General features: G+C 70.4%; 20 protein-coding genes. 8 read left to right on the plus strand and 12 right to left on the minus strand.

The features are described 5' to 3' along the window. Positions 1 to 132: 132 nt before the first annotated feature. Genes MHY20_RS09565 through MHY20_RS09585 form a run of 5 tightly spaced genes read right to left on the minus strand, consistent with a single transcriptional unit; the run spans position 133 to position 8337 of the window. Entirely contained in the window at positions 133 to 1011 is an 879-nt protein-coding gene (locus MHY20_RS09565) for an anchored repeat-type ABC transporter permease subunit (protein ID WP_239376428.1), read from the minus strand. Continuing rightward, positions 1005 to 1826, minus strand: a complete 822-nt coding sequence (locus tag MHY20_RS09570) for an anchored repeat-type ABC transporter ATP-binding subunit (RefSeq protein ID WP_239376430.1) — start codon at positions 1824 to 1826, stop codon at positions 1005 to 1007. Before MHY20_RS09570 ends, MHY20_RS09565 begins: the two co-directional genes overlap by 7 nt. After that, the gene (locus MHY20_RS09575) at positions 1823 to 2935 is read right to left on the minus strand and encodes a choice-of-anchor M domain-containing protein (RefSeq protein ID WP_239376432.1); all 1113 of its coding nucleotides are present in this window, start codon (positions 2933 to 2935) and stop codon (positions 1823 to 1825) included. The genes MHY20_RS09570 and MHY20_RS09575 overlap by 4 nt, the downstream gene beginning before the upstream one ends. A gap of 12 nt (positions 2936 to 2947) precedes the next feature. Next, positions 2948 to 4660 carry an anchored repeat ABC transporter, substrate-binding protein gene (locus MHY20_RS09580; protein WP_239376434.1) on the minus strand — a complete coding sequence of 571 codons (1713 nt, stop codon included), beginning with the start codon at positions 4658 to 4660 and terminating at the stop codon, positions 2948 to 2950. After that, positions 4657 to 8337: a choice-of-anchor M domain-containing protein gene (locus tag MHY20_RS09585; protein WP_239376436.1), complete on the minus strand. Its 3681-nt coding sequence runs from the start codon at positions 8335 to 8337 to the stop codon at positions 4657 to 4659. Before MHY20_RS09585 ends, MHY20_RS09580 begins: the two co-directional genes overlap by 4 nt. A gap of 456 nt (positions 8338 to 8793) precedes the next feature. On the opposite strand from MHY20_RS09585, the gene gdhA reads away from it, so the two are divergent. Further along, entirely contained in the window at positions 8794 to 10137 is a 1344-nt protein-coding gene (gdhA, locus tag MHY20_RS09590) for an NADP-specific glutamate dehydrogenase (protein ID WP_239376438.1), read from the plus strand. A gap of 255 nt (positions 10138 to 10392) precedes the next feature. Here the strand turns inward: gdhA and MHY20_RS09595 are convergent, their stop codons facing one another. Continuing rightward, positions 10393 to 10950: a GNAT family protein gene (locus MHY20_RS09595; protein ID WP_343217750.1), complete on the minus strand. Its 558-nt coding sequence runs from the start codon at positions 10948 to 10950 to the stop codon at positions 10393 to 10395. 340 nt (positions 10951 to 11290) lie between these two features. After that, entirely contained in the window at positions 11291 to 11566 is a 276-nt protein-coding gene (locus MHY20_RS09600; RefSeq protein ID WP_183377152.1) for an HU family DNA-binding protein, read from the minus strand. A gap of 145 nt (positions 11567 to 11711) precedes the next feature. On the opposite strand from MHY20_RS09600, the gene MHY20_RS09605 reads away from it, so the two are divergent. After that, positions 11712 to 13193, plus strand: a complete 1482-nt coding sequence (locus tag MHY20_RS09605) for a WD40 repeat domain-containing protein (protein WP_239376442.1) — start codon at positions 11712 to 11714, stop codon at positions 13191 to 13193. A 161-nt stretch (positions 13194 to 13354) separates the two neighbouring features. Then, positions 13355 to 13837: a hypothetical protein gene (locus MHY20_RS09610; protein ID WP_239376444.1), complete on the plus strand. Its 483-nt coding sequence runs from the start codon at positions 13355 to 13357 to the stop codon at positions 13835 to 13837. A 142-nt stretch (positions 13838 to 13979) separates the two neighbouring features. Here the strand turns inward: MHY20_RS09610 and MHY20_RS09615 are convergent, their stop codons facing one another. Next, positions 13980 to 14819 (minus strand): hypothetical protein, encoded by an 840-nt coding sequence (locus MHY20_RS09615; RefSeq protein ID WP_239376446.1) that lies wholly within the window; start codon positions 14817 to 14819, stop codon positions 13980 to 13982. Between the two features lie 304 nt (positions 14820 to 15123). On the opposite strand from MHY20_RS09615, the gene MHY20_RS09620 reads away from it, so the two are divergent. Further along, complete coding sequence (locus MHY20_RS09620; protein ID WP_239376448.1) at positions 15124 to 15921, plus strand: hypothetical protein; 798 nt, start codon at positions 15124 to 15126, stop codon at positions 15919 to 15921. Between the two features lie 539 nt (positions 15922 to 16460). On the opposite strand, the gene MHY20_RS09625 is transcribed toward MHY20_RS09620, so the two are convergent. The 3 genes from MHY20_RS09625 to MHY20_RS09635 form a co-directional block, all read right to left on the minus strand. After that, a complete protein-coding gene (locus MHY20_RS09625) occupies positions 16461 to 17219 on the minus strand; it encodes a hypothetical protein (RefSeq protein WP_239376450.1) in 759 nt (252 codons plus the stop codon). Positions 17220 to 17415: 196 nt separating this feature from the next. Then, complete coding sequence (locus MHY20_RS09630; RefSeq protein WP_239376452.1) at positions 17416 to 18558, minus strand: phosphotransferase; 1143 nt, start codon at positions 18556 to 18558, stop codon at positions 17416 to 17418. Further along, a complete protein-coding gene (locus MHY20_RS09635) occupies positions 18542 to 22078 on the minus strand; it encodes a S41 family peptidase (RefSeq protein ID WP_239376454.1) in 3537 nt (1178 codons plus the stop codon). Before MHY20_RS09635 ends, MHY20_RS09630 begins: the two co-directional genes overlap by 17 nt. Before the next feature lie 135 nt (positions 22079 to 22213). On the opposite strand from MHY20_RS09635, the gene MHY20_RS09640 reads away from it, so the two are divergent. From MHY20_RS09640 to MHY20_RS09650, 3 genes are all read left to right on the plus strand, one after another. Beyond that, positions 22214 to 22417 carry a ribbon-helix-helix protein, CopG family gene (locus tag MHY20_RS09640; RefSeq protein ID WP_239376456.1) on the plus strand — a complete coding sequence of 68 codons (204 nt, stop codon included), beginning with the start codon at positions 22214 to 22216 and terminating at the stop codon, positions 22415 to 22417. After that, the gene (locus MHY20_RS09645) at positions 22414 to 22806 is read left to right on the plus strand and encodes a Fic family protein (RefSeq protein ID WP_239376459.1); all 393 of its coding nucleotides are present in this window, start codon (positions 22414 to 22416) and stop codon (positions 22804 to 22806) included. Before MHY20_RS09640 ends, MHY20_RS09645 begins: the two co-directional genes overlap by 4 nt. A gap of 88 nt (positions 22807 to 22894) precedes the next feature. Then, positions 22895 to 23764, plus strand: a complete 870-nt coding sequence (locus MHY20_RS09650; protein WP_239376461.1) for a sulfite exporter TauE/SafE family protein — start codon at positions 22895 to 22897, stop codon at positions 23762 to 23764. A 57-nt stretch (positions 23765 to 23821) separates the two neighbouring features. Here MHY20_RS09650 and MHY20_RS09655 read toward each other — a convergent pair whose 3' ends face one another. Continuing rightward, the gene (locus tag MHY20_RS09655; protein WP_239376463.1) at positions 23822 to 24640 is read right to left on the minus strand and encodes an LppP/LprE family lipoprotein; all 819 of its coding nucleotides are present in this window, start codon (positions 24638 to 24640) and stop codon (positions 23822 to 23824) included. An 82-nt stretch (positions 24641 to 24722) separates the two neighbouring features. On the opposite strand from MHY20_RS09655, the gene MHY20_RS09660 reads away from it, so the two are divergent. After that, on the plus strand, positions 24723 to 26099 hold the full coding sequence (locus MHY20_RS09660) for a D-serine ammonia-lyase (protein ID WP_239376465.1): 1377 nt from the start codon (positions 24723 to 24725) through the stop codon (positions 26097 to 26099). Positions 26100 to 26140: the final 41 nt, after the last annotated feature.

Genomic DNA, 26140 nt, shown 5'->3' on the forward strand with positions numbered 1-26140 from the left:
GGTCAACGCGTGTCTCTCGACCGGGCGGCAACACCCCCCGGACCATCAATGGCAGGGCAACAAAGCCATACCCGGCCGAGCGACCAGACCCCGTCCATCGGGGTGCTCACAAGGTAACGGGATCGACCCGACTCAGGCGGCGGGAGCGCTGACGGGGGCGCGGCCGACGGTGCGCCGCAGCACCCCGTGCCGCGGCCCGAGGGCCCACGCGGCCGCGAACACCGCCGTGCACACGAGCACGATCACGCCCCCGGTGGGCAGGTCCAGCGCCCACGACAGGTAGATCCCCGCCACTGCGCTGCCGCAGCCGATCCCGGCAGCCGTCAGCATCATCGGCACCAGCCGATCCGTCAGCATCCGCGCCGCCGCCGCGGGCGTGACCAGCAGCGCGATCACCAGGATGTTCCCGATCGTCTGGATGCTCATCACCACCGCCATCGTCACCAGAACGCTCAGCGCAATGTCCAGCAGCAGCACCGGCAGCCCCAGCGCCTGCGCGTAGCCGCGGTCCAGCCCCACGGCCACGAGGTCGCGGTGCAGCAGCATCAGTATCCCCAGCACCAGCAGGCTGCCGATCGCCACCACCACGACCGACGAGTCCGGGATCCCCGTGATGGACCCGAACAGGAACGACGTCAGCGATCCGCTGTACCCGGGTGCGCGGGACATGATGACGATGCCGGCGGCGAACATCCCCACCATCAGCACACCGATGATGCTGTCCGCCCGCAGGCGCCTGCTCGTGCCCAGAACGGCGATCAGAACCGCGGTGACCGCACCGGCGGCGAGCCCGCCGAGCAGCAGCGAGCCCTGCAGCACGAACGCGAGCGCAATGCCGGGGAACACGGCGTGCGCCACGGCATCACCGATGAAGGTCATCCCGCGCAGCACCACGTGGCAGCCCACCACCGCGCACACGATCGCGGAGAGCACCGAGATCAGCAGCGCCTTCGGCAGGAACGACAGCAGCGGGTTCGTCAGGTCCGAGAGGAAGTCGAGCGGGGTCAGCATGTGAAGGCTCCGATCTGACGCAGCAGGGGTGAGGTGGGGCCGACCTCGAAGGTGCGCTGCCACAGCTCGGCATCGCGCAGTTCGGCGGGGGCGCCGGAGGCGATGACGGTGCGGTTCAGCAGGGTGGCGCGGTCGGCGATGTCGAGGGCGTGCGTGAGGTCGTGGGTGGACATGATGATGGCGCACCCGTCGGCCGCGAGGTCGCGGAAGAGGTCGGACAGCAGCTCCTGGCTGGGCATGTCGAGCCCGGTGAAGGGCTCGTCGAGCAGCAGGACGGACGGGCGGCGCACGAGGGCGCGCGCGATCATGACCCGCTGGCGCTGACCGCCGGACATCTCACCGATGGGGCGGTCCCGCAGGTCGAGCATCCGCACGCGCTCGAGTGCGTCGGCGACGGCGGTGAGCTGCGGTCGAGTGGGGCCGAGGAGGCGCCGCACATCCAGCAGGCGGCGCTGCACGAGGCCGAGCTGCACCACGTCCTTCGCGGTGACGGGGAAGTCCCAGTCGATGTCATGCCGCTGCGGCACGTACCCGATCGCACCGTCCTGGTGCACCTCGCCGGCCTCACGGGGAACGAGGCCCTGCAGGGCGCGCAGAAGCGTTGTCTTACCGGCGCCGTTGGGGCCGAGCAGCACGTGGATGCGGCCGGCGTCGGCGCGGATCGAGGCGTCCTCGAGGACCCGTCGGCCGCCGAGGCTGACCGACAGGCCCCGCCCCTCCAGGACGGTCCGCGCATCGGTCGTCTCCGTGGCCCCGCGCTCGCCCTCGCTCGCGGGTCCGGCGGATGGAGCGCGGCGGGCGGTGGGGGCGGTCACTGCGCCTCCCCTGGGGTGTCCGCGCCGGCGAAGGCTGCCTGTTCAGCGGCGCGTCGGCGCTTGGCCACGACAGCGGCGGCACCTGCGCCGAGCAGAGCGGTGCCGCCGAGGCCGCCGCCGATCATCCACGGCAGCGACGCCGACCCGTCGGACTCTGACCCGCCAGCCGCGGGACCTGCGCTGGACCCATCGGACGCGGCGGACCCGTCGGCCCCGGTGGAGCCGCCAGCAGCACCCGCAGCGCCCTCCGGGGCGGCGGCTTCGCGTGCCGTCTGCGGGGCCGTGGCATCGCCGACTGCGAAGCGCAGCACCCCGGCCGCCACCGGGTCCGCGCCGCTGTCCGGCCGGCCCGGCAGCACCTCCACTCCGACCGTGTACGCCCCTGGCTTTGTGAACACCCAGTTCGCGTGCGTGTGCGTGTTCGTCTCCACGAAAACGTCCTGCGCGGCGCCACCGGCGAGCTTCTCCCCATCCACCAGCAGCTGCGGCGGCGCGAAGTTCCCCGGCTGCAGGAATAGGGTCAGCCGGCCCGGCCCCTGGATGCCGGTGAAGCGCAGCGTGATGCCGTCCGGTGCCTCCTGCACCACTGCCGGGTCCTGCGTGTTCCAGCCGAGCCACACCACGCCGGGGATCTCCGTCTGCGGAATCGTCCACACCTTCTCGCCCGCCTGCGCGCCGAGGAACGCGTACTCCTCCCCGTCGGGCACCGGCAGCTGCGCCGCATCGGGCACCACCAGGACCGCGTCGTTGAGGTCGCGCCACACGGGCGGGGAGGCGTGGTCGTCGCGGGCGGCGAGCACCCACTGGCCGTCCACGATGCGCGGGCCGATGTCCACGTGCCCCACGGACAGATCCGCCGGTTCGCCGTGCACCGCCTGCTCATCGGAGGTGACGGTCTGGTCCAGGGCGGGATCCGCAGAGGGATCGGCCGACGGGTCCGGCGTCGCAGCGCTCGCGGGCGCCGACGCCGCGGCGGCGACGCACAGCGGGGAGACCAGGGCCGCAGCCAGCAGAGCGCGGCGGGACGGCGCGGTCCGAGCCACGATCAGAGCGCGGCGCGGCAGCGGGGCCGAAGCGGCCGGGCGGGCAGGGGGAGGAGTGGATGTCATGGGGATGGTCCTTCAGTCGGAGAGGTCGTGGGTGCCCAGTGGGGTGCCGCCGAGGCCGCGGGCGAGGCTGTCGGCGTTGGCGCGCATCATGTCGGCGTAGGTGCGCACCCCGGGCGTGAGGGCGTCGCCCCAGATGGGGCGCACCTCAACGCCGGCGATCTCGGCGGCGTCGCGCAGGGAGCGGGAGGCGGGGCCTGCGCCCTGTTCGATGAACACCGCCGGCACCGCCAGGTCGCGCAGGGTGGTGGCGAGGCGCCGGCGGTCTGCGATCGACGGCTCCTGCCCCGGCGACGGCGACACCGTGCCCGCGATGTCCAGCCCGTACCGGTGCGCAAGGTAGCCGTAGGCGTCGTGCGTGGTCACGAGGTGGCGCCGCCGCTGAGGGATCGAATCGATGGAGCGCTGCACATACGCATCCACCTCGTCGAGCTCCCGGAGGTACTCAGCGGCGCGGGCGCGGTGGGCGGCGGCGTGCTCGGGGTCCAGGCCGACGGCGGCGTCCCGGATCACTTCGACGTACGCCTGCGCGTTGGTGACGTCCTGCCACAGGTGCGGGTCGATCTCGCCGTGCACGTGCCGGCCCAGCACCGCCTGCGGCAGCTGGTACACGTCCGTTCCGGGCCGCCCGATGAACCGGAACGCCGGGTCCGACGGGATCGGCAGCAGCGCCTTCGGCGGCACGTGCACCACCACTGAGTCCAGCGGCAGGTCCTCGGTCGCGTGGGCGGCGCTGCCGGTCGGTGCGGCCCCGTCGGCCCCGCGATCACCGCCGGTCGCGCGATCGGCGCTGCCGGTGGGAGCGTCGACGCGCAGCACCAGGCGCTGCCCGGTGAGGTCCGCGGTGAGGTCGGCGTGCCCGGCATCGATGATGCGGGCGCCTTCACGGCCGGGGATGGTCGACGGGTCCATGCCCGCCGCGATCACCAGCTCTCCCTCGGCCCGCACGGCGCCGCCGACGGAGCCTCCCGCGAACACCGCCGCGAAGCGCGCCCGGTAGATGCCGGGCTCGGTGAACGCCCAGCTCATGTGCGTGTGGGCGTCCAGCGGCAGGTCGATGGCGTCGGAGCGGGCGCCGGCGCCGTCGGAGGAGTCGAACACGCTCTGCGGCTGGCCGAAGGTGCCGGTGATGTACCCGTGGAGGTCGCCGGGCCCGTCGGCCCCGATCAGGGAGAGGCGCGTGGTGGCGAGCCGGTCCGCGGGGCGCTTCCCGTCGGCCCCGCCCGCTGCGCTCCCGTCGGCGGTGGCGTCCCCGCCGGGTGCGCCCGAGACGCGCAGGCCGAGCCACACCGTGTCGAGTGAGCGCGACTCCACCAGCGGGATCACCTCCGCGCCGTGCTGGCTCGCCTCCTCCGCGAGGGCGAGGTGGCGCACACCCGGTGCGAGGTTCGCGTCGATCATGCGGATCAGGGACTGCTCCTCGAGCATCAGATAGTTCGAGAGCGCCAGGTCCGCGTGGGCGACGTCCCGCACCGCACGGGGCGTCGGCTCATAGGAATGCGGGTCGCCGCCCTCGGGAACGAGGGAGGTGACGCGGCCGTCGGCGCCCACCACACGGCGTGCGAGATCCGCGAGGATCCCCGTGGTGGTGATGATCGACAGGCCGTGCGCGTCCACGGTGCCGCTGCTGCGGCCCGGCAGAGCGATGGCGGCGGTGAGCGCGCCGGCGGCGCCTGCCCCGAGCATGGTGCGTCGGGTCAGGCGCCGCCGGGTAAGCGGGGTGCTCACGGCGCGTCGGTCTCCCCACCGCGGCTCGGAGCGCTCGCCTGGGCGGAGCGTCCCGTCACAGCGGTCGCGGAGCGTCGACGGTGCGCGACAAGAGCCGCACCGCCGAGCACGGCGAGCATCGCAGCGGCCACGATCGGGGCGACGGTCGCACCGGTGCGCGGCATCGACCCGGTGGGGATGCAGGGGTTCGCACCGGCGCCGGGGCCTGCCGCACCGGGCAGTGCGCCCGCGGCGCCCTGGGCGGCCGCATCTGCGGCGTCCTGGCCGGTGCCACCGGCAGCGCTCTTTTCGCTGCCGGCGGCTGCGGGGCCGCCGCTGCCGGAACCGGAGAACCACTTCTCGCCCACCACGGAGCCGAAGTTGCCGGAGGTGAACACGCCCACGCTGCCGGGGCCGCTGACGCTCTCCAGGGTCAGCTGCACCGTGCCGGTGGTGCCGTCCACGATCGACGGGTGCATCGAGTTCGCGCCCAGCCACGGGACGCCCGCGATCTGCGAGGCGGGGATCATCCAGACGTCCGACCCGGCGGGGGCTACGAACTCAATGCCGGCCGGCGCCTTCGTCTTCGCGGTGTCGTTCAGCGCGAACGTCATCGACGACGGCTTCACCCACTTGGCGGGGGAGGAGCGGTCGTCCTTCACCGCGCCGACCAGGGTGCCGTTCGCGTACTGGGCGCCGAAGTCGAAGTGACCGTCCGTGACGCCCTTGGCGTTCGGGCCCACCTCGAACTTCAGGTGCGACCGCGAGGTTGCTGTCTTCCCATCCTTCCCGGTGACGGTCTGGCGGATCACGAGGGTGTACGAACCCGGCTTGGAGAACACCCAATTCGGGTGGACGTGGGTCTTCGCTGGGATCGTGTAGCTGCCGCTCACGGCCGCCGTCACGATCTGCGCCACCGAGCCCGCGGTGAAGCGTGCGGCGAAGCTGCTCGTGAGGGCACCGGAGAAGCTGGTGCCGCCCGGGGCCGGGCCCGACGGGGTCAGCGCAGCGCCACCGGCATCGGAGGCGCCGGACGCACCGCCCGCATCGGACGCGCCGCCGGCATCAGAGGCGCCCGCGCCGGAGAAGTCCGCCGGGTCGCACTCGGTCATCGCGGGCTGCTTCATGCCGCCCACGCCCGACGGGGCCGCAGCGCCCATTGGGGCACCGGAACCGGCGTCACCGGTCGGGGCCGGAGCACCGCCGACGGAGGCCGGGGAGCCGCCGCCCGCAGGCAGAGCGCCGTTCTGGGCGCCGCCGGCGTCGCCGGTGCCTGCATCGCCGCCGGGTGCGCCGGCCGCGCCGCCGCTGGCCTTGCCGCGGAAGTCATCGCCCACGGTGAACGTGTAGGTCTGCTCCTTCGAGGCGATGGCCCGGCCCTTCGCGGTGCCGCGCGCCTGCACGGTCACCGTGTACACACCCGGCTTGGTGAACACCCAATTCGCGTGGGTGTGCGCCGGGAAGGTCTGCTTGCGCACCGCCCCGGCCTTCAGCTCGGTGGCGCCGCCGGTGAGCAGCGGGGTCTGCTTGCCGAAGGCGTCGGACCCGAACAGGTGGATCTTCCCGGGGCCGGTCACCTTCGTGACCGCGAGGTCCACACGATCGGCGACACCGCCGCCCTTGATGCCCTGGGTGTCCCACCCGGGCCACAGAACGTCCTGCTTCTGCGCCTGCGGCAGGTACCAGGCGGTGCCGGCGCCGGGCCACCCCTGCGGGATGGTGGTCTTCGCGGCGTCCTTCACGTGCAGCTCCACGGACGCCGGGTCGCGGGTCACGTGCGAGCCGGTGACGTCCTCGGACAGGCCCAGGTTCAGCGCGCCGTTCTTCGCGGTGACGTGCCAGATGTCCACGTGGCCGCGCTCGAGGATGATGCGCTTCTGCGCGTTGTCCGGCTTCGGAGCGGGCTTCGTACCCGGCTTCGTGCCGGGCTTCGGCGCGGGTGCGGAGCCATCGCCGGGGAAGAGGACATCGGGGTCCTCGCCGTCGGAGCCGTCAGAGCCGGTGTCGTTCCCGTCGCCCGGGGTGGACGTGTCTTCGCCGTCGGAGCCGTCAGAGCCCGTGTCGTCACCGGGGAACGGAATCTCCGGGTCCTCGGGAGCCGGATCGGTCGGCGCGGGGTCCTCCGGCTTCGGCGACGTCTCGCCGGTGCGCTCACAGGCGTTGGCGATCGCGTCGGTCCCGACGGCGTACCAGGCGTCCAGGGTCGCGTATTTACGGGTGCCGTCCGGCTTCACGATCTCCACCCAGTAGTACACCGTGTAGTAGCCGGGCTCGGAGAAGAACTGCGCGCGGTGCGTGTGGGTGCGCCCCGGCATGTCGATCTGCTGGTCCTCGTAGTTGGTCGAATCCAGATCAACGGCGAACTTGCCGCTGCCCGAATCGAAGTGACCGAGGGCGAAGCGCGCGTTCGGCGACGGCGCTTCCACGCCGAGCAGGCCGATGGAGACCTTCGATCCCTCAGGGACGTCCAGGTCCTCGGTGGAGAAGCCCATCCACGGCAGGTTCTCGTCCTGGATCTCCGGCAGCTGGTAGGCGGAGGTGGAGTTCAGCGCCGCGGAGAGGTCCGCGGTGGCGCCGGTGGCCGGAATGTCGGACTTCGCCGAATCCGGCACCTCGATCACGAAGGAGGCCGAGCCGAGGTCCACCGGCTTCCCCTTCGGTCCGTCCCAGCGGAGGAAGGCGCGCAGGTTGTCCGCGGAACCGGCCCCGCGCACGTCCAGGTGGCCGCTGTCGATGTGCGTGCAGACGTTGTCAGCGGGATCAGTGGCCCCCGGCTTCTTCGTGGGGTTCGGCTGCTCCTTGGCCGGGTCGGACGGATTCGGGGTGCCGGTCTGCTCCTCGATCGGGCGCGTGATGGGAGTGCCCTGGTAGGAGCCGGCGGGCAGCCCCGCCTGCTCATCGGTGCCGACGTACCAGGTCACGGTCCGCACCGGGGAGCTGACGGGCTTGCCGTCGGTGGTGCGGGCGTGGGCCTGCCACTGGACGTCGTAGCGGCCCGGCTTGGTGAACGCCCAGTTGTAGTGGCCGTGAGCACCCGGCTTCATCTTGTTGGACCGGAGGGACGCGGGGGCGCCGTCGGCCGATGAGAACGCGCGCTCGGGGGTGCCGGCGTAGTTCGTTTGGTACACCTCCATCGTGCCCGGGCCCGTGGTGCCCTTCAGTTCGAGGGAGATGGAGGAGGGGTCGATGGTGTCGGGGATGTCGCCGGCGCCGAGGCCGGCCCAGACGGGTGCCCAGTTGGCGTACATGTGCTGAGGGGCGTTCCACACGTGATCGCCCGGCTTGCCGAGGAAGGAGAAGTTCGGGTCGTTGGGCACGGTGATGCGGGAGACCTCGGCGCCGTCGGCGTCGGCATCGGGTCCGAGGCGGACCGCAACGTCGTCGGCCGGGCGCACCGTCTGGCCGTCCACCACCTGCACGTCCAGGTGACCGTCCGTCCAGGACACGTGGGCGGCGTCCACGTGGCGGCGGAAGAGGAGGTCCTTGCCGTCCACGGTGCTGGCGGCGAGGGCGGTCGGCATGGGGAGCACGGAGCCGGCGGCGATGACGGCGAGGCTCAGGGCCATCAGCAGAAGGGGCCGCAGGTTGATGCGGTGGCGGGCTGCGCCGCCGACGGGTGAGGCGGTCAGCGGGCCGGCTGCACCCGCGCGGTGCGGCCCGGGCGGTGCGGCGCGGCCGGGAGAGGTGGGGGCGGGCATGGGTGACCTTTCCAGCGAGAAGGTTCCGGTGCGGGCCGGAACGGGTGGGGAGGGAGCCTGCGGCGGGGCCGACGGACTCATGGCATGAAGATGATAACCGTTCTTAATAAGTTTGGTCACCGTGCGAGTGAGATCTATGTCGCTGAATCGGTCGGGCGGCGTGTGGCTGCCTGCCCTGGTCTCGGTCGACTGTCCGCCCCGGCCTCGGCCGGTTGCCTGCCCCCGGAGTCAGCCGGCGGATCGGCGAGCGGACAGCGGCACGTGGACGGGGGCGGTACGAGCCCCACAGTTCGGGCCGATGGGCCCACCCGGTGCCCAGCGGGGCGGGCAGTATAGGGGTCGCGCGCCCTCCCCGTACCGGGAATCAGTCCACATGGGGGAAAGTGTTTCCCGCATGACGGACAGGGCGTATAGCATCGACCCGTCCCCCACCCGCCCATCACGGAGGTATCGCGCATGGTGAACTCGAGCCTGCAGACCACAATGGACAAAGTCTTTGCACGCAACGCCGGCGAACCCGAGTTCCACCAGGCTGTCCGGGAGATCTTTGAATCGCTCGAAGTGCTGGAGAACCGTCACCCCGAATACGCCGCAGCGTCCGTTCTGGAGCGGATGTGCGAGCCCGAGCGCCAGATCATCTTCCGCGTCCCCTGGGTGGACGATGAGGGCAACGTGTGCGTGAACCGCGGCTTCCGCGTGGAGTTCAACTCCGCCCTCGGCCCGTACAAGGGCGGTCTGCGGTTCCACTCCAGTGTGAACCTCGGCATCATCAAGTTCCTCGGGTTCGAGCAGATCTTCAAGAACGCCCTCACCGGCCTGCCCATCGGCGGCGGGAAGGGCGGCTCCGACTTCGACCCGCACGGCCGCTCCGACGGCGAGATCATGCGCTTCTGCCAGTCGTTCATGGTGGAGCTGCACCGCCACCTCGGCGAGTACACGGACGTTCCCGCCGGTGACATCGGCGTGGGCGGCCGTGAGATCGGCTACCTGTTCGGCCAGTACAAGCGCCTCACCAACCGCTACGAGTCCGGTGTCCTCACCGGCAAGGGCCTGAACTGGGGCGGGTCGCTGGTCCGCACCGAAGCGACCGGCTACGGTGCCACGATCTTCGCCGAGGAGATGCTGAAGGCGAAGGGGAAGAGCTTCGACGGCAAGCGCGTGCTCGTCTCCGGCTCCGGCAATGTGGCCACCTATGCGATCGAGAAGTCGCAGCAGCTCGGTGCCACCGTCGTCACCGCGTCCGACTCCTCCGGCTACGTGGTGGACGAGGACGGCATCGACCTCGACCTGCTCAAGCAGATCAAGGGCGTGGAGCGCGGCCGCATCAGCGAATACGCGGAGCGCCGCGGCGGGAAGTCCCGCTTCGTCAAGGACGGCTCCGTGTGGGATGTTCCCGCCGAAATCGCCCTGCCGTGCGCCACTCAGAACGAGCTCGACGCTGACGCCGCCCGCACCCTTGTGAAGAACGGTTTGGAGGCCCTCAGCGAGGGTGCGAACATGCCGTGCACCCCGGAGGCGATCCACGTTCTGCGCGATGCGAAGGTGCTGTACGGCCCGGGCAAGGCCGCGAACGCCGGCGGTGTGGCCACCTCCGCGCTGGAGATGCAGCAGAACGCCATGCGCGACAGCTGGACCTTCGAGTACACGGAGCAGCGCCTCACCGAGATCATGCGCAACATCCACACCGACTGCCTCGAGACCGCCGAGGAGTACGGGCACCCTGGTGACTACGTGATCGGCGCGAACGTGGCCGGATTCAAGAAGGTCGCCGACGCGATGCTCGCGTTCGGCGTGATCTGATCCGGCCCGGCCCGGCGGCGTGAGCCGCCTCAGTCAGCCTCGGCCCCGCAGCCAGCGCACCTCGCCTGCAGCGCCCCGCCCGCACCGGCCCTGCCCGCACCGGCCCTGCCCGCACCGGCCCTGCCCGCACCGGCCCCGCCTCCTGCCTGTTCGTTCAGACGGGGTGCGGGGCCGTTTCGCACGTTCAGTCTCTGAGATTGCGGCCTCTCAGCGCCCCGGCCTCTCTCGCTCTCAGCGCTCCGGCCCCTCTCGCTCTCAGCGCTCCGGCCAGTCGTCGGCGAGGACGCCGAACATCATGGTGTCCATCCATTCGCCGGAGCGGTGCAGCGCGGTCTTTCGGGAGTGCTCCTCCAGTCGCATCCCGAGCCGCTTCATCAGTCGCGCGGACGGCTCGTTCGCCGCGAAGCAGCTGCCGCTCACGCGCCGTACGCCGAGGAGCGCGAAGCACGCGGTGATGAGGGCGCCGACGGATTCGGTCGCGTAGCCCCGGCCCGCGGCTTCCGGGTCGAACACCCACCCGAGGACGGCTTCGGTGTTCTTCGCCAGGTGCTCCATGCCGACCTGTGACCAGGCGTCTCCCACCACGGCGCGAAGGTCCCCGATGACGCGACCGTCGAGCTCAACGGCGATGCCGTGCTCTGCGGCGGTGTTGGGGCTGGGGCTCGCGGTGCTGCTGTTCTGGTTCACGCGCGCCAATCTACGCGGGAGCGGAGGCCGGGGCAGGCGCGGCTCGCCACGGCAGCGTGAGTGCTGTGCAAAGGTCGCGGCTCGCCACGGCAGCGTGAGTGCTGTGCAAAAGTCGCGGCTAGCCACGTCAGCGTGAGTGCTGTGCAAAAAGTGGAGCGAATCGGGGCCTGCGGGGCGTTACGGAGCCGTACGCCCGGTTTTTGGTCGGAATGTGCACAGGCCCTGCGCCGACCCCAGCCCGGGAGCAGCGCCGACCCCAGGCCGGGAACAGCGCCGTCCCCCGGCGCGGGCCCTGTGGGAGTGGCCCGGTGGCGGCGGCAGGGAGCCCAGGGGCCCGGGGAGCCCGGGGGAGCGGAGGCGGTGCACAGCAAAGCGCCCCGTCTCCGTTGCGCGAGGCGAACGGGGAGCGGGGCGCTCAGCAGGTCAGTGGATCAGCTCAGGGGTCACCCCCGTGCTGATCACGGGGTCACTTGTTGACGGCGTCCTTGAACGCTGCGGCCGGCTTGAAGGCCGGTGCGGTCGAGGCGGCGATCTCCACCGGAGCGCCGGTCTGCGGGTTGCGGCCGGTGCGAGCGGCGCGCTCGCGCGGCTCGAAGGTGCCGAAGCCGGCGATCTGAACCTTGTCGCCGTTGGCGACGGCCTTGATGATCGAGTCGAGTGCTGCGGAGACGACTTCCTGTGCCTGAGCCTGCGGAAGGTCGGTAGCTGCAGCGACGTCCTGGATGAGTTCCTTCTTGTTCATGGGTGACATCGTTGCAGATCAGGCTCCACCGAATCCCGAGAAAACGTTCAGACTGCGCGGATTTCGGTCGTTGCAGCGCGCGCCACCCGACACTGCAGATGCGAACGGCTCCCATCTGCTGCTAGTCTTCACCACCATGAAGCCAATGAGAACCATTCCTAGGAAAGTTCGCGGCATTGCTCTGACCGGGGCTTTTGCCCTCGCCCTTGCCGGCTGCGGCGCCGGAGCCACCTCGTCGGGCGCTTCCGACGCCGGGTCCGGCAGCCCCAGCGCAAGCGCGAAGCCGTCGGCCCCCAAGAAAACTGAGGTCGCCGCGCTGTCCCCGCGTGTCGTGCTCGCACATGACGGCGGCGTGACCACCATCGACGCCGAGAGCGGCGAGGTCCTCGGCACCGAGAAGCTCGACGGCTATGTCCGCCTCAACCCCGCCGGCGACGGCCGTCACGTCATGCTCTCGCACGGTGAGCAGTTCACCGCCTACGACACCGGCCTCATCGAGCAGCCCCACGGCGACCACAAGCACTTCTTCGAGCAGGAGCCCCGAATCACCGACGTCACCGTCAAGGCCCCGCATCCCGGCCATGTGGTGCCCCACGGCGAGCGCACCGCCCTGTTCTCGGATGAGACCGGGCAGATCACGATCATGGACCCGTCGGCCCTCGCCGACGGTGACCTCGGCGCCGCCGTCACCACGAAGACCGACGCCCCGCACCACGGGGTGGCCGTCCCGCTGGCCGACGGGGGCCTGCTGACCACGCAGGGCACGGAGGATGAGCGCACCACCGTGCAGGTGAAGGACAAGAACGGCAAGGTCACCGCCGAGACGAAGGACTGCCCGGGCGTGCACGGCGAGGCCGTCGCTGAGCCGACCGAGAAGGGCGATGTTGTGGCCCTCGGCTGCGAGAACGGGCCCGTGGTCTACCGCGACGGGAAGTTCCACAAGGTCGCCCCCATTGCGGGCGCTGAGCGCTCCGGCAACCTCAAGGGCAGTGAGAATTCGTCGATCATCCTGACCGATGGTGAGCCCAAGGCCGAGGACGGCGACGGCTCCGAAGCCAGCACCGTGATCGGCCTGCTCGACACCCGCACCGGCAAGCAGCAGAAGGTCGACCTCGGCTCGCCCTACTGGTTCCGCTCCCTCGAGCGCGGCCCGGAGGGGGAGGCGATCGTGCTGACCGCCGACGGCAAGCTGCGCATCATCGACCCCGAGACCGGTAAGCCGATCCATGAGGTGCCGGTGGTGAAGCCGTGGAAGGAGCCGAAGAACTGGCAGCAGGCAGCCCCGCTGGTCACCGTGGCCGACGGGACCGCCTTCGTGACCGAGCCGGCCGCGAAGAAGCTGCACCTGGTGGACATCGAGTCCGGCAAGCTCTACCGCTCGCTGGATCTGCCGGAGGTTCCGCACGAGGTGCAGGTGACGACCGGGTCGCCGTCGGGTGAGGTTGAGGTGTCCGGTGGGCACGACCACGAGCACGGCCATGAGGGCGAGGCGTCCGACGGAGGCGGTGAGCACCACGGTCACGACCACGACCACGGTCACGACCACGACCACGGTGCCGACCAGCACGGTCATGACCACGAGGGCCATGACCACGGTGCTGAGGGCACGAAGGACGGCGAGAACTGACTGTCGCCTTCTTCGCCTGAAGACTGATGTTCGCCCAGGAGGGAGCCTGGTCCCCATCAACTCCCCATGCTTCGGGGATCGGCTCCCCCTGTGCGAAGCGGTGCGGTGTGCGTAGCGTGATCGGCGTACACCCCCTCAGTCCCTGAAGAAGGAGCCCCCTCATGTTCGGTCGGAAGAAGAACAGCGGTGCCAACGCCGCCGGTGGCGGCCTCGGTGCCCTCGCCGGTGTCATCGTGTACTTCGCCTCGCGCTACTTCCTGTTCGAGATGACCACGATGGACCCGGCGATGATCCGCATCCTCGCGGTCGTCCTCGGCATTGTGGCGGCCCTGGTGGTCGGCGCGATTCCGAAGCTGATCGCCGGCGCCGCCGTTGCCGGCGGTGCGGGCGCAGCGGCTGCGTCCGCGCACAGCCAGAACCATCCACAGGGGGAGGCTCCGCAGTTCCACGGCACCGACGGCGCCTCCGCGCCGGCAACAACGGACGCCGGACATGCTGCTGCGAGTGCGGCCCCGCAGAACAGCGCGGACCAGGCGCCGACTGCGCCGTCCTTCGGTGGGAGCGCCGCCCCGGCAGAGCCGCAGGTTGGGCATCAGGGCCTCAACGAGAACGAGCGCCCCGGCTACCAGTCGCCGCAGGTCTGAACCGGCGCGCATCCCGCCCACCAGGGGGCTAAGGCCCCGCAGGGAGCCCGTCTCCATGACATGAGCCGCAGCGCTGATCGGCACTGCGGCTCATGTCATACCCGGCCGCGCGGAGCAATCCGTCGGCGGCCAGCGGGGAGGCTTACTTGTTCACGAACGACGTGGTCTTCAGAGCCTGGTTCGACAGCACCGTAGAGGTGGCACCGGTGCTGTCGGTGATCGTTGCCGAGTCGACCCACGAAGTGATCGTCCAGCTGTAGGTCGTGAGGAAGTTGGAACCGGCGTACGGCAGGATCTTCACCTGTGTGAACGGCTTCGTAGCCGTGGTCGACTGCGCAGTGGTCGTGGTGAAGGTCACGATGCCCTCCCACACGTTCCGGCCCTGAGCATCCACGTAGGTGCGCTCAGTACCCGGCTTCAGGGCGAGCGTGCCGGCGGCCTGCGATTTCACCATGTAGGGGTTGTAACTGTTGGTTTCGTCGGTGAGCTTCTGGGTGTAGTTGCCGGTCAACTCCCGCGTCCTGTTCGTCGCGTACTGGGTGGGTTCCCCCGGCATCGCCACGATCGTGATCCTCGAGGAGAACACAGCGCCGGGCTGCAGGGTGGCGGTGCCGGTGTAACCGGTTCCCGTTCCGGGGGTCTTCGTGGGGGAGGAGAACCAGAAGCCCGTGCTGGCGGCATAGCTGCCGTTGCTGCCGCCGGCGTTGCCGGCCGGGGTGTAGGAGCCCTCTCCGTTGTGGTATGGCGGGGTCGGGGAGATCGGTCGACGGTTGGCGTCATCCCAGTTCTTGTCTGCTTCCACCCAGGTGGAGCCGTTCCTGAAGGACTCCCCCGGAGTATCCGCAGCGGTGTAGTCGGCGAGGACCGAGGTGGTGTTGATGTTCCCCATGCGTTCGCCCTCCGCTGATGCTGTGACGAACAGGCCGTAGTCGCCGCTGCGCTTCGGCGGTTGGGGTGAGCCGGCGTAGGCCGGGGCGGCCACCGAGACCGCGACGGCAGGAACGGACTACGCAGCGGTAGTGAGCAGAGTGCGGCGGGTGCCAGTGCGAACGGTCATGCTGTTCTTTCGTTTCGGGAGGTCGAAGGTGGAAGCGAAGGGGGGGTGACGTGAGCCTCGGCGCGGCCACGACTTGCGCAGGAGCTGTGTTACCATCCCTGATGGTGAGTTACCATGTCCGATGGCGAGTTACCGTCTCTGATGGCGAGCTGGTCATTGAAACGGTTCGTTCACGGTTCACTTCAGATCTCGACCACTAGTCACCTCAGACCTCGAGGAGGGGTTCCCCTTGGCCAACGAACAGACGCGCTCGATCAATCGCAGAACCATCACTGCCGGCATCGCCTGGGCCGCCCCGGCCGTGGCCACCGCCGTCGCTGCCCCGGCCTATGCGGTCAGCCCCAGCCCCTCGAACTGCACGCCGAAGATCGAGGCATACGCGGACCTCACCTATAACTGGGGCAGCAACTCCCGCAACACCACGCAGATATTCGATTTCGTCGGCACGTGGATGAACGTCATGAACATCCCCGCGGACGCCGAGATCGTCAGCATGACCCAGTCGTTCATCTTCATGGCCCGCGATGACTCGGTGAACGAGGGCCGGGGGCCGGGCTTCTACGACCTCGGCAACTCCCACGTCAAGGATTCCAAGAAGGTGTGCAACTCCAGCTACCAGGACATCACCGGGTGCCGATGGACGGCGGCTGGGACCACCCGGAGCACAACCGACATCAGCTTCTACCAGCTCCCGAAGGAGCCCATCGCGAAGGTGTGGGATCCGGCCAACGGTGCCACGGGGGCGATGACCCGCAACTGGTTCGACTACGACTTCAGCCGGTACGCCACCGCCTTCAAGAACAACTACCCCAAATACAGGGGCACGTTCGGGGTCAGCAAGGCGTGGGAGTTCACCTACACGGCCGCCACGCGGAACGGCGTCGTGCCGGCCGACCTGCTGCCCGCCCCGACCTACAACTCGGACCGCACGTGCAAGAGCTACCTCTTCGCGACGGGCGTGACAGACGGTAAGCACCCGCACACCTACGTCCCGAAGAGTGCCGGCGGCGGTGCCACCCGAGGCTGACCTACCACGCGGATGCCAAGGGCCTGACCAATGAGTCCACCCAGTTCGCGGCCGCCGCCGTCTCCGTCCGCAAGGTCACCTATCGGCTGCCCAGCGGCAAGACGGAGACCATCACGCGCCAGGGACCGTTCTACATCAACTGAATCCCTGTGGCATCTTCTTCGCCCGCCCCGGCTTCCTGCCGGGGCGGGCGGTGTCCTATCCGCGCCGGCCACGGCCCGCCTGCTGCTTCCCGGCCGCACGGGGTCCTCGTGCCAGGCCGCTCGGAACTCCCGTCTGCTTGGATCTGAGGGTCACGGTGGCGCGGGACTGGCAACGGGACCCCAAACACCTGCATCGGCTCGGAATGGAGGAGGGGGGGACCCAGAGCGGCGGTCTATCGGCCGCTCTGAAGCGCAGCACAGTCTACCGGCGGCGCTGAAGCGTGCCGATCAGTACGAACAGAGGAAATCCGATCGCGCACACCGCAGCGAGTGGCTGCATCTGTGTCGGTGTGCTTCGTGGAAGCCCGATGGTATCGGTCGGAACTGCTGGCCCCCTCAGCCCCAGCGCCAGGACGGGTCGGGGTTCGAGGTGCTGGGGCGGCCGCTGTCAACGTCCGAAGAGCCGAACTCCTCATTGAACTGCGTGACGTTGTCCCTCAGGTAGGCGGACTGCCGCTCCTTGCGCTGCTGGTCCTTCGCCTTGCGGTAGTACGCCGCCATCAGCAGGGTCCCGCCGAGCGCGACAAGGACCATGAGCGCCAGGAACGACGTCCCCGCGCCCCGCGGCATGAGGAACGCACCGGCCGCGGAGAAGAAGAGCGTCGGCAGAAAGATCTTGAGCACGGACGCGATGGGCAGTGAGGCGAAGGTTCTGGCCCCCTTGTTCCGCGTCACCCAGTCGCCGATCCTGATGATGGGGTCGCTGGCCCTCTCTGCTGCATCGCCCCGGCGCCACTGCTCGGCGCCTCCAGGGGCGGAATCAGAGGCATGGGAGTACCCGATGTCGTTGCCGCGCGAGGACCACGGGGAGGCATCGCTGTACGGGTCGACCGTATCGGCACCGGAGACCGGGGAGTTCTGCCTGCGCATCGCCCTCCGTCGGGATCGGGCCGACGAGCGCTGGGACGGGGCCGACGGGCGCTGCGGACTGGCCGGGGTCCGGTGGCCCGATAGGGCGCTCTGGATCTTGCCGACCACAATCCTGCTGGCGATCAGTGCGAACAGGAAGGGGAAGAGGAGGAAGGGGCCGCCGGTGAACGGCCTCGTGGCGGAGGGGGTGCCTGTGAGTATGGCGCGGATGTCGAAGCCCATCATCCAACAGACCGTGAGGAGACTGCCGGTGAAGATCACGACGTGCAGCGGGGCCCGTCGGCCTGCTCGCTGCGCCTCTCGCGAGCGCTCGGTGGGCGGCGCAGGCAGGCTCCGCCAACGCTGGTGGGTCCGACGGGTCCCGCCACAGCGTCGCCTCCCGCTGACACCAAGCGGATCCCGGGCGCCGTGCCGGGTCGCCTCAGCCCGCGAGGAACGCACTGAGGCGCTCCCGCAGGCCCGGCAGAACGCGGCGGTGAAGCTCATTGCCCACGGATGCGCGCGCTGAGCAGTGCAGCAGCATCGCCGTCCGCTCGTACGCGACCCAGCCGTCACGCCGCAGCAGAAGATGATCCGCATCCAGCGGCGCGGCCGCATCCGTCAGCGATTCGGATTCCCGCACGTACTCCGCGACGAATGCGCGGACCGCAGCGTCGTCCATGGGGACGTACCAGGGGCCGCCGTGGACGGCGCCGCCGATGATGGCGAGGTCGCGGGCGCGGTCATCGGCCTGTGCCCACTCGAAGTCGATGAACCCCGGCACCGGTGTGCCGGGGGCGGCCGTGCGGTCGCGTTCGGGGCTCGGGTGTTCAGAATGCGACCACACCACGTTCGTGGCGCACAGATCCCCGTGGGACAGCACGAAATCGCTGGTCAGCCCCGCGTCGCGGTCGATGCGGGAACAGAACGCGAGGGCGCGGTCCAGGATGCGGCGGGTTCCGTCGGCCCCAGCGCTGCCGGCGGGGTCGCCGGGCAGCGCGAGCGCCTCCGGGTGGTGCTCCTCCCACCATGCGAACACCGACGCCGCCTCCGCCTCCAGTGAGAACGGCCCGGGCGCGAGCACAGGGAGAGCGCCCCGGCCGGGCAGCGCGATCGTGTGCAGGCGCGCCAGCAGGCGCGCATGCGCCGCCAGATGCGCCGGCGTCCACCCCTGAGGCGACAGAACCTCGCCCGGCACGAACCCCGTCACCGCGCACGGCACCCCGATCGGACTCGTCGCCCCATCCGGGTGGGCGGCGAGCGGCGCCGGCCCCGCCTGAGGCGCGTGCTCCTGCACCAGGCGCAGCGCCGGGAACTCCAGGCCGACCGCCGCGTCCGTCAGCGGCACCCGCACCGTCACCGGGTCCGTGCCCGGTGCGGACAGCCGCCACGCCGCATACGACTCGCCGGTGCCGACCAGGTCCGCGCGCACCCGCTCGGCAGGCGGGAGCTTCGGAGCAGGGTGCTCGGAAGCGGGGAGCTCGGCAGCCGGGGCGGGGCCGACGGGGATCAGGGACCCGTCGGCCCACGCCTCGGCGAGGCGCTCACCCAGCGCAGGGCTGGTGGGATCAGGCAGCGCCGCCACCGCCGTAGCGGGCCGGCGGCAGCGGCGGAGCCACCGCAGCCGGGCGGTCCGTCAGAGCCGCCAGCACCTCATCCACGCCCCGCGCCAGCTGCGGATCCTCACCCGCGACCCACGCATTCGGCGGGATGGGCACCTCGATGTCCGGATCCACGCCGTAGTTCTCGATCCCCCAGTCCTTGCCCTCGAACCAGGACGCATATTTCGGCTGCGTGATACCCGTGCCGTCCACCAGGTCGAAGCGGCCGTCGATGCCGATCACACCGCCCCAGGTGCGGGTGCCGATCACCGGACCGATCCCCATCGCCTGGGACACGGCGTTCACGATGTCGCCGTCGGAGCCCGCATCCTGGTTCGTCACCAGCGCGATCGGGCCGCGCGGCGCGAACGCCGGATACGTGCCCGGCTCCTGATGCCGCGGGTAGTCCCAGGACACCACGCGGCGCGCCAGCCGGTCCGTCACCAGCTGCGAGGTGTGGCCGCCGCTGTTGTAGCGGACATCCACCACGATGCCCTCCTTCTCGGACGCCGCCCGCAGGTCGCGGTGCATCTGCGCCCACCCGCCGGACATCATGTCCGGAATGTGCAGGTAGCCGAGGCGGCCGCCGGAGCGCTCCGCCACGAACTCGCGGCGCGACTGCACCCACGACTGGTACCGCAGGTCATGCTCGTCACCCGTCGGCACTACCACAACGCGGCGGCGCGCATCAGCACCCGTCGCGCCGGGCCGCTCCAGCACCAGCTCCGTCGGCCTGTCGGCCGTGCCGACCAGCAGCGGCGCCGGCCCCTGGGCCGGGTCCACGTCACGGCCGTCCACCTGGACGATGCGGTCACCCACCTGCGCCGCCACACCGGGAGCCAGGATCGGGCAGCGCGACGCCGGATCCGACGAATCCCCCGTGAGGATCCGCTCGATCACCCACGCGTCCCCGTCGCGGACCAGCTCCGCACCCAGCAGGCCCGGCATCGGCGGCCTCTCCACATCGACTTCGGCGGGCGCCACATAGGCGTGCGAGGTGCCGAGCTCACCGACCACCTCCCACATCATGTCCACGACATCGCTTTGGGTGACCAGGCGCGGCACCACGTCCTCGTACCAGGAGGTCATCGCGTGCCAGTCCTGCCCGTCCATGTCCGCCCGCCAGAACTGCTGCGCCATGATCCGGTAGTTGTCCCACAGCATCCCGAGGCGCTCGGCCACCGGATCCACCATCAGCCGCAGGCGGGACGTGTCGATCTCGATGCGCGCCGGGTCGTCCTCCTCGGTGGTGCGGGCCGACGGGATCTGCACGAGAGCATCGCCCTGCCGGATCACCAGATGCTCACCGTCACCGGACGCCTCCACCTGGTCCACGCCCTCGGCGAGGGTGAGCAGGCGGCGGTCCTTCAGGTTCCACATCTCCAGCGTCGGCTTCGGCGCCTCCCCCTCCACCCCGGCGCGGGTGGAGCCGATGACGGTCTCCTGCGGGTGGCGCAGCCACACGAACCCGTCCTTCACCGCCTGCAGCTGCGAGATCCGCCCGGACTCCACGGGGAACGGCAGGATCCGCTGCTCCGCGCCGTCGAGGTGCACCGTGGTGGTCGGGGCGGCAACCGGGGACTGGGGACCGGTGGGCGCCGTGGTGCCGTCGGTCCGCATCGCCGCAGCGCCGTCAGCGCCGGGGCGGCCGGAGGCGCTGCCCGCCTCGTCCGGCTTCGCCTCCGCGGCCGTCGCCGCCCAGCCGTCCACGCGGGGCCCGAACGGGTCCTCCGTGGTGCGGTCCAGCGGCAGCAGGTGCGGGCGCTGCGCGTTCACGAACGCGAGGTCGAACACGAGGTCGTCGTACACGGTGTCGAGGGTGCGGCTGGAGACGAACGCCAGATGCTTGCCGTCCGCGGAGAACGCCGGGTGGGCCTCCCGGAACGCCCCGGAGGTGAGGGGCCGGCCGACGGGGTCCTTCTCCTCCAGGTCCGCGATCATCAGCCGGCTCAGATGCCACGAGTTCGGTTCGGACCACACCAGCCAGCGCGAATCCGGAGAGATCGCCAGATCGGCGACCTCACCGCCGGTGGAGTGGGCGATGTTCCGCACCCCGCCGAGGGAGATGCGCAGGTCAGCGCCCTCGCCGGCGTGGTCGAGGTCGACGACGCGGACAGTGCCGTCGTGCGAACTGATCGCAACGCGCCGGCCGTCGGCGGACGGGACGGCATGGAGGATGCGGCCCACATCGCCGAGGTCGAACACGTCGGCGCTGGAGGAGGCGTCGAGGCGGCGGACACCGAGGGCGTCGGAGCCGACGACCGGCTCAGCTGCGGCACCGCCTGCGCCCGCTGCATCGGCGCTGCTGGGGACGCGGTCGGACTGTGCGAGCTCATCGGTCACGAACACCGCGTACCCGGTGCCGCCCAGCGGTGACGCCTCCCGGATCCGCAGGCCGCATTGGCCGGCCAGCAGGCGCGCCGGGCCGCCGCGGTGCGTCAGCACATGGGCGCTGCCGCGCCACTCGATCACCGATGCGCGCGCATCCCGCGTGGGCCGCGCCGCGATCAGCGCATGCGCCGGGTCCGCCAGGGCGGGCCGACGGGACGCGCCCACACCGCTGACCTGTACCGGAACCTCCCGGGCGGGCGCATCGAGGGAGTCCTTGATGAACAGTCGACCGCGGGAGGTGAACACGACCCGCTCACCGGACACGGCCGGGTCGCGCAGGTACCCGTCGGCGCTGTCGATGTCGGTGTGGCGGCGCAGATCGGTTCCATCCAGCGCGATCGACCACAGGTTCCCGGACGCACGATCGGTCAGGGAGGCGCCTTCGCCCGGGGTGTCGGAGGCGAACACGAGACGGTCGCCGATGAACGCGAGGCGGGTCTTCGAGGCGAGCAGGTCGTCGCGCAGCGGCTCCCACGTGCGCTGTGCATGCTCGGACAGCGGGGCATCGAGTGGGACGTCCTCCCGGGAGACCCACAGGCGCGCCGCGGTGCCGCCCTGGTAGTGCTTCCAGTGCGCCGGCTCCTTCCGCCACGGCGTCACCACCACCGTCACGCCGGAGGAGTGCCGCACCATCTCGCCGGCGCGGCCGAACGGCAGCAGGTCGGCGCCGCCGTCGAGGTCGAGGGCCCACAGCTGTGCGTCGCGCTGCGTGTTCGGGGCGCGGTGACCAGTGGTGACGAGGATCCGGCCGTCCTCCAGCCACCCGGCGACTCGAGTGCTGCGGTTGCCCCAATAGGTGAGGCGGCGGGCGTCGGCGGAGCCGTCGGTGGAGACCACATGCACCTCGGGGGCGCCGGTGGCGCTGGAGGTGAAGGCGACATGGGCGCCGTCGGGGGAGATGCGGGGGTAGGAGACGGGCACGCCGTCGTCGGTGAGGCGCCGCGCATGCGGGGCCGGCCCCTCCGTGGTGGGGAGGTCAGCGGCCCAGATGTCGTCGGCGGCGCAGAAGACCACCAGGTCATCGTGCAGATCCGGATGGCGGAGGTAGGCCGACGGGGCAGCGCCCCCATCGGTTCGAACAGCAGTCGTCGAAGCAGGAGGCGTGATCGTCATGAGAGCTATTCTAGACACGGGTGTGATCTGGCGCGCAAGCCTTGATGCTGCTGAAGGCGAGCCAGAGAGGTGCGACATCCCGCAGGAGCCGAGGTGGGGATCGCGACAGTGGTACCGGATTGATGCCATGTTGTCATGGCCATGACTCTTCGACTCTCCCCCGATGACGATCGACTGCTTGCCGAGCTTGCGCGCGCCGAGGGGCTCAGCAAACAGGAGACGGTCGCCCGTGCGATTCGCGAGGCGGCTGAGCGTCGCGCCCATCGTGAACAGGTGCGCCGACTGTCCTCATCGGGTCGGGCTCGTTATGCCGAGCTGCTGGACCGGCTGGGTCAATGACACAGTTCTTGGACCTTGTGGACCTCTTGGGCCTCATCGATGATCTTGATGTTGGGCCAATCAGGGACCTGGGCCTCCTCGAAGCTGCTGCCGTACGTCCCACCACGACTCTGTGGGGCAATGATGTCTACCCAACGGAGATGGAAAAGACCGCAGCACTGCTGGAGTCACTCGTTTGCCATCGACCATTGGTCGATGGCAACAAGAGGCTTGGGTTCCTTGCTGTTCATGTTTTCCTCGGACTCAATGGGTGGGACCTCGTCGCCCCAGATGATGATGCGTATGACCTGGTCATTGGGGTTGCCGAAGGCAGGCTTGGCATGAGTGAAAGTGCTGAACTGCTGGCAACGCGGTGCGTTCGAGACGGCGCCGAGGGCCATCGTCGTTGATCGAGCAGTTCGTACCAGTTTCTGCATTCAACTCCACCTCCGGCTTTGCGCCTCACATCGCGTGCCTGCTCAGTGAGACCATGGGGGCATGGTCCTCCCCATCCTCCTCGGCCTCGGCATCGGCCTGGTCGTCGGTGCGCTCGGAGCCGGCGGCGGCATCCTCTCCGTTCCCGTGCTCGTCTACCTGCTCGCGCAGGACCCCCACACAGCGGCCGCGGAATCCCTGGTCATCGTCGGTGTCACCGCGATCGTCGGCATCATCCACCATTGGCGGCGCGGCTCCGTCGCCGTCCGCGACGGCCTGATCTTCGGCGGCATCTCCCTCGTCGGCGCTGTCGCCGGGTCCCGCGCTTCCGCACTCGTCCCCGGGCAGATCCTGCTCATCCTGTTCTCCGCGCTGCTCATGCTCGTGGCGGTCGCGATGATCAGGCGCGGCCTGGAGACTCGCCGCAGCGAGAACCGCCGCGCAGCCCAGGCCCGCGCCCACGCTGCAGCCGAAGCCCGCGCCGATGCGGCAGGCGAATCCCGCGCTGAGACCAGTGCCGAGGCGGAGCAGAGGACCGAGGCGACGCTCTCACCCGTCGGCCGCCCCAAACTGCCCCTCCTCATCGCCGCCGCCACCCTCACCGGCCTCCTCACCGGGTTCTTCGGTGTGGGCGGCGGGTTCATCGTGGTGCCGATGCTCGTGATCGGGCTGCACCTGGACATGCGGCGCGCAGCCGGCACCAGCCTGCTGGTGATGATCATGTCCTCCGCGGTGTCCCTCATCGCCCGCATCGGGACCGACGTGCAGATCGACTGGCCGCTCGTGCTGCTGTTCCTCGCCGGCTCCATGGCCGGCTCGCTCCTCGGCGGGCCGCTGTCGCAGAAGGCGCGCCCTTCCACCCTCACCCTGGTGTTCTCCGGGCTGCTCGCCGCCGTCGGCGTGTTCACCCTGGTGGAGACACTGGTGCTCTGAGCGCGCCCGCCGCGGCGGCAGCGCTGAACGCGCCCGCTCGACTGGGGCCGTTCGGCGTCAGTTCATGACGGGGGCGTCGCCGTCCATTCGCACGGGCTCCTTCTTATTGCCCGGCTGCCACGTGTAGGTCACCTGGTAGTTGCCCCGATCCGTCCGGTAGATCACGAGGATCGAACTGTTGGACATCCGCGTCACCGTCTGATGCCCCGGCTGCGCCTTGCCGGTGGTGACGCCGATGTACTTCCCCTTGTGGAACAGGAGGATCTGGCTGTACTTCTTGTCCGTGCTGATGACCTGCACCCAGGAGAGGTCCGACGCCGTGTCATACGTGATCCACGGCTGCATGTGGTCCTCGGCCCACGCCCCCGACGGCGGCGGCTTCAGCTTCCGATACCCCTTCACCATCTCCGGCGGCAGGCCCTCGGGTGCGGTGACCGGCGCATCGATGAAGTCACTGTCGGACTCGTTGAACTGGGAATGGTAGGGGCCGCCGTCCTCGGGCGCGCTGCTCGGCTGAGCCGGGGCCGGCTGCGCGGGGGCCGGCTGCGCAGGCTGAGCGGGCGCCGCCTGCTGAGGGCTGTCCGTGGTGGAGGACGGCGCCGGCTGGAACGGCTTCTTCGAGGCCGACGGGGACTCACTCGCCTCTGGACTCGGCGACTCCGACTCGGTGGGGGAAGCGGAGGGCGACTCGCCGCCTCCGTCGGACGCGCCGGGGCTGTTCTCCGATCCCGCATACGCCGGGGACGACGACCCGCCGCCCGAATCGTCCTTGGCGTACGGCTCATCACCGCCGAACGACAGGCCGCAGCCCGACAGACCCAGAACAGCAGTGAGAGTGAGCGCCGGAACCAGGCCGGCGCGGTGCAAGCGCTTCATGGTCACAGAATATCCGCAGAACGGACACATCGGAACCGTCAGTGCCCGCCGAACGGCGCACCATGCATGACATGATCGGCGAATGGACCGCACCCCTGACACGCAGCCCCACCTGCTCGCCGGCCGCCCCCTCGCCGCCTGGGAGCGCGAACACCCCGTGATCAGCGAGATCGCCGCCGCCCGCCCCACGATCTGGCTGAACGAGCCCGCTCTCACCACACCGGCATCCGTCGGTCTGGCGAGCGTGGGCCTCACCCGCGCCGACATCGACGACGCCGACGCCCGCCTCCGCCGCTTCGCCCCCTACCTCGCCGCTGTCTTCCCCCAGACCGCCTCCTCCGCCGCCGACTGGGGCACCCCCGGCATCATCGAATCGCCCCTCGCGGCCCTCCCCGGCACCAGCGCCGCGCTCGCGGACGGCCCCGTCGGCTCCCTCGACCTGTGGGGCAAACTCGACTCCCACCTGCCGATCTCCGGCTCCATCAAAGCCCGCGGCGGCATCTACGAAGTGCTCGTCCACGCCGAACAGCTCGCCCTCGAGCACGGCATCCTCACCTCCACCGACGACGACTACAGCATCCTCGCCGGCGACGACGCCCGCGCCCTGTTCGCCCGCCACCGCATCGCCGTGGGCTCCACCGGCAACCTCGGCCTGTCCATCGGCATCATGTCCGCCCAGCTCGGCTTCGCCGTCAGCGTCCATATGAGCGCCGACGCCCGCGCCTGGAAGAAGGACATGCTGCGCTCCCACGGCGTCGAAGTCGTCGAATACGACGCCGACTACTCCGTCGCGGTCGCCGAGGCCCGCGCCCAGGCCGCCGGCGACGACTCCCTCTACTTTGTGGACGACGAGAACTCCCGCTCCCTGTTCCTCGGCTACGCCGTCGCCGGCCGCCGCCTCGCCGCCCAGCTGCGCCGCGAAGGCCGGACACCGACGCAGGCCGAACCCCTCGTGGTGCACCTGCCGTGCGGTGTGGGCGGCGGCCCCGGCGGTGTCGCCTTCGGCCTCAAGACCGAATTCGGTGACGCGGTGCGCTGCATCTTCGTGGAGCCCGTCCAGTCCCCGTCGATGCTGCTCGGCGTCCTCACCGGCGCCCACGAGGAGATCTCGGTGCGGGATATCGGCCTCACCAACGTCACCGTCGCCGACGGCCTCGCCTGCGCCAGCCCCTCCGGGTTCGTGGGCGCCGCGGTGGAGAAGCTGGTGGACGCGTTCGTGACGGTCGGCGATGACGCCATGTTCCGCCGCCTCGCCCAGCTCTCCGAGGCCGACGGCATCCGGGTGGAGCCCAGTTCCGCGGCCGCCCTCGACTCCGCCGCCCGCATCGCCGCCGGGCGGGGAGCTGGCCTCAACCTCCCGACCGACGCGATGCACCTGGCGTGGCTGACCGGCGGCTCCATGGTGCCCGAAGGCGAGATGGACGCCTACGTGCAGCAGGGGTGCCGCGTTCCCCACTGATCCTGGCCGCGCGAGGATGCGCAGGAGTAGGTTCGAAGACG

Origin of the sequence: Helcobacillus sp. ACRRO, from assembly GCF_022347125.1 — a bacterium.
GTDB lineage: Bacteria > Actinomycetota > Actinomycetes > Actinomycetales > Dermabacteraceae > Helcobacillus > Helcobacillus massiliensis.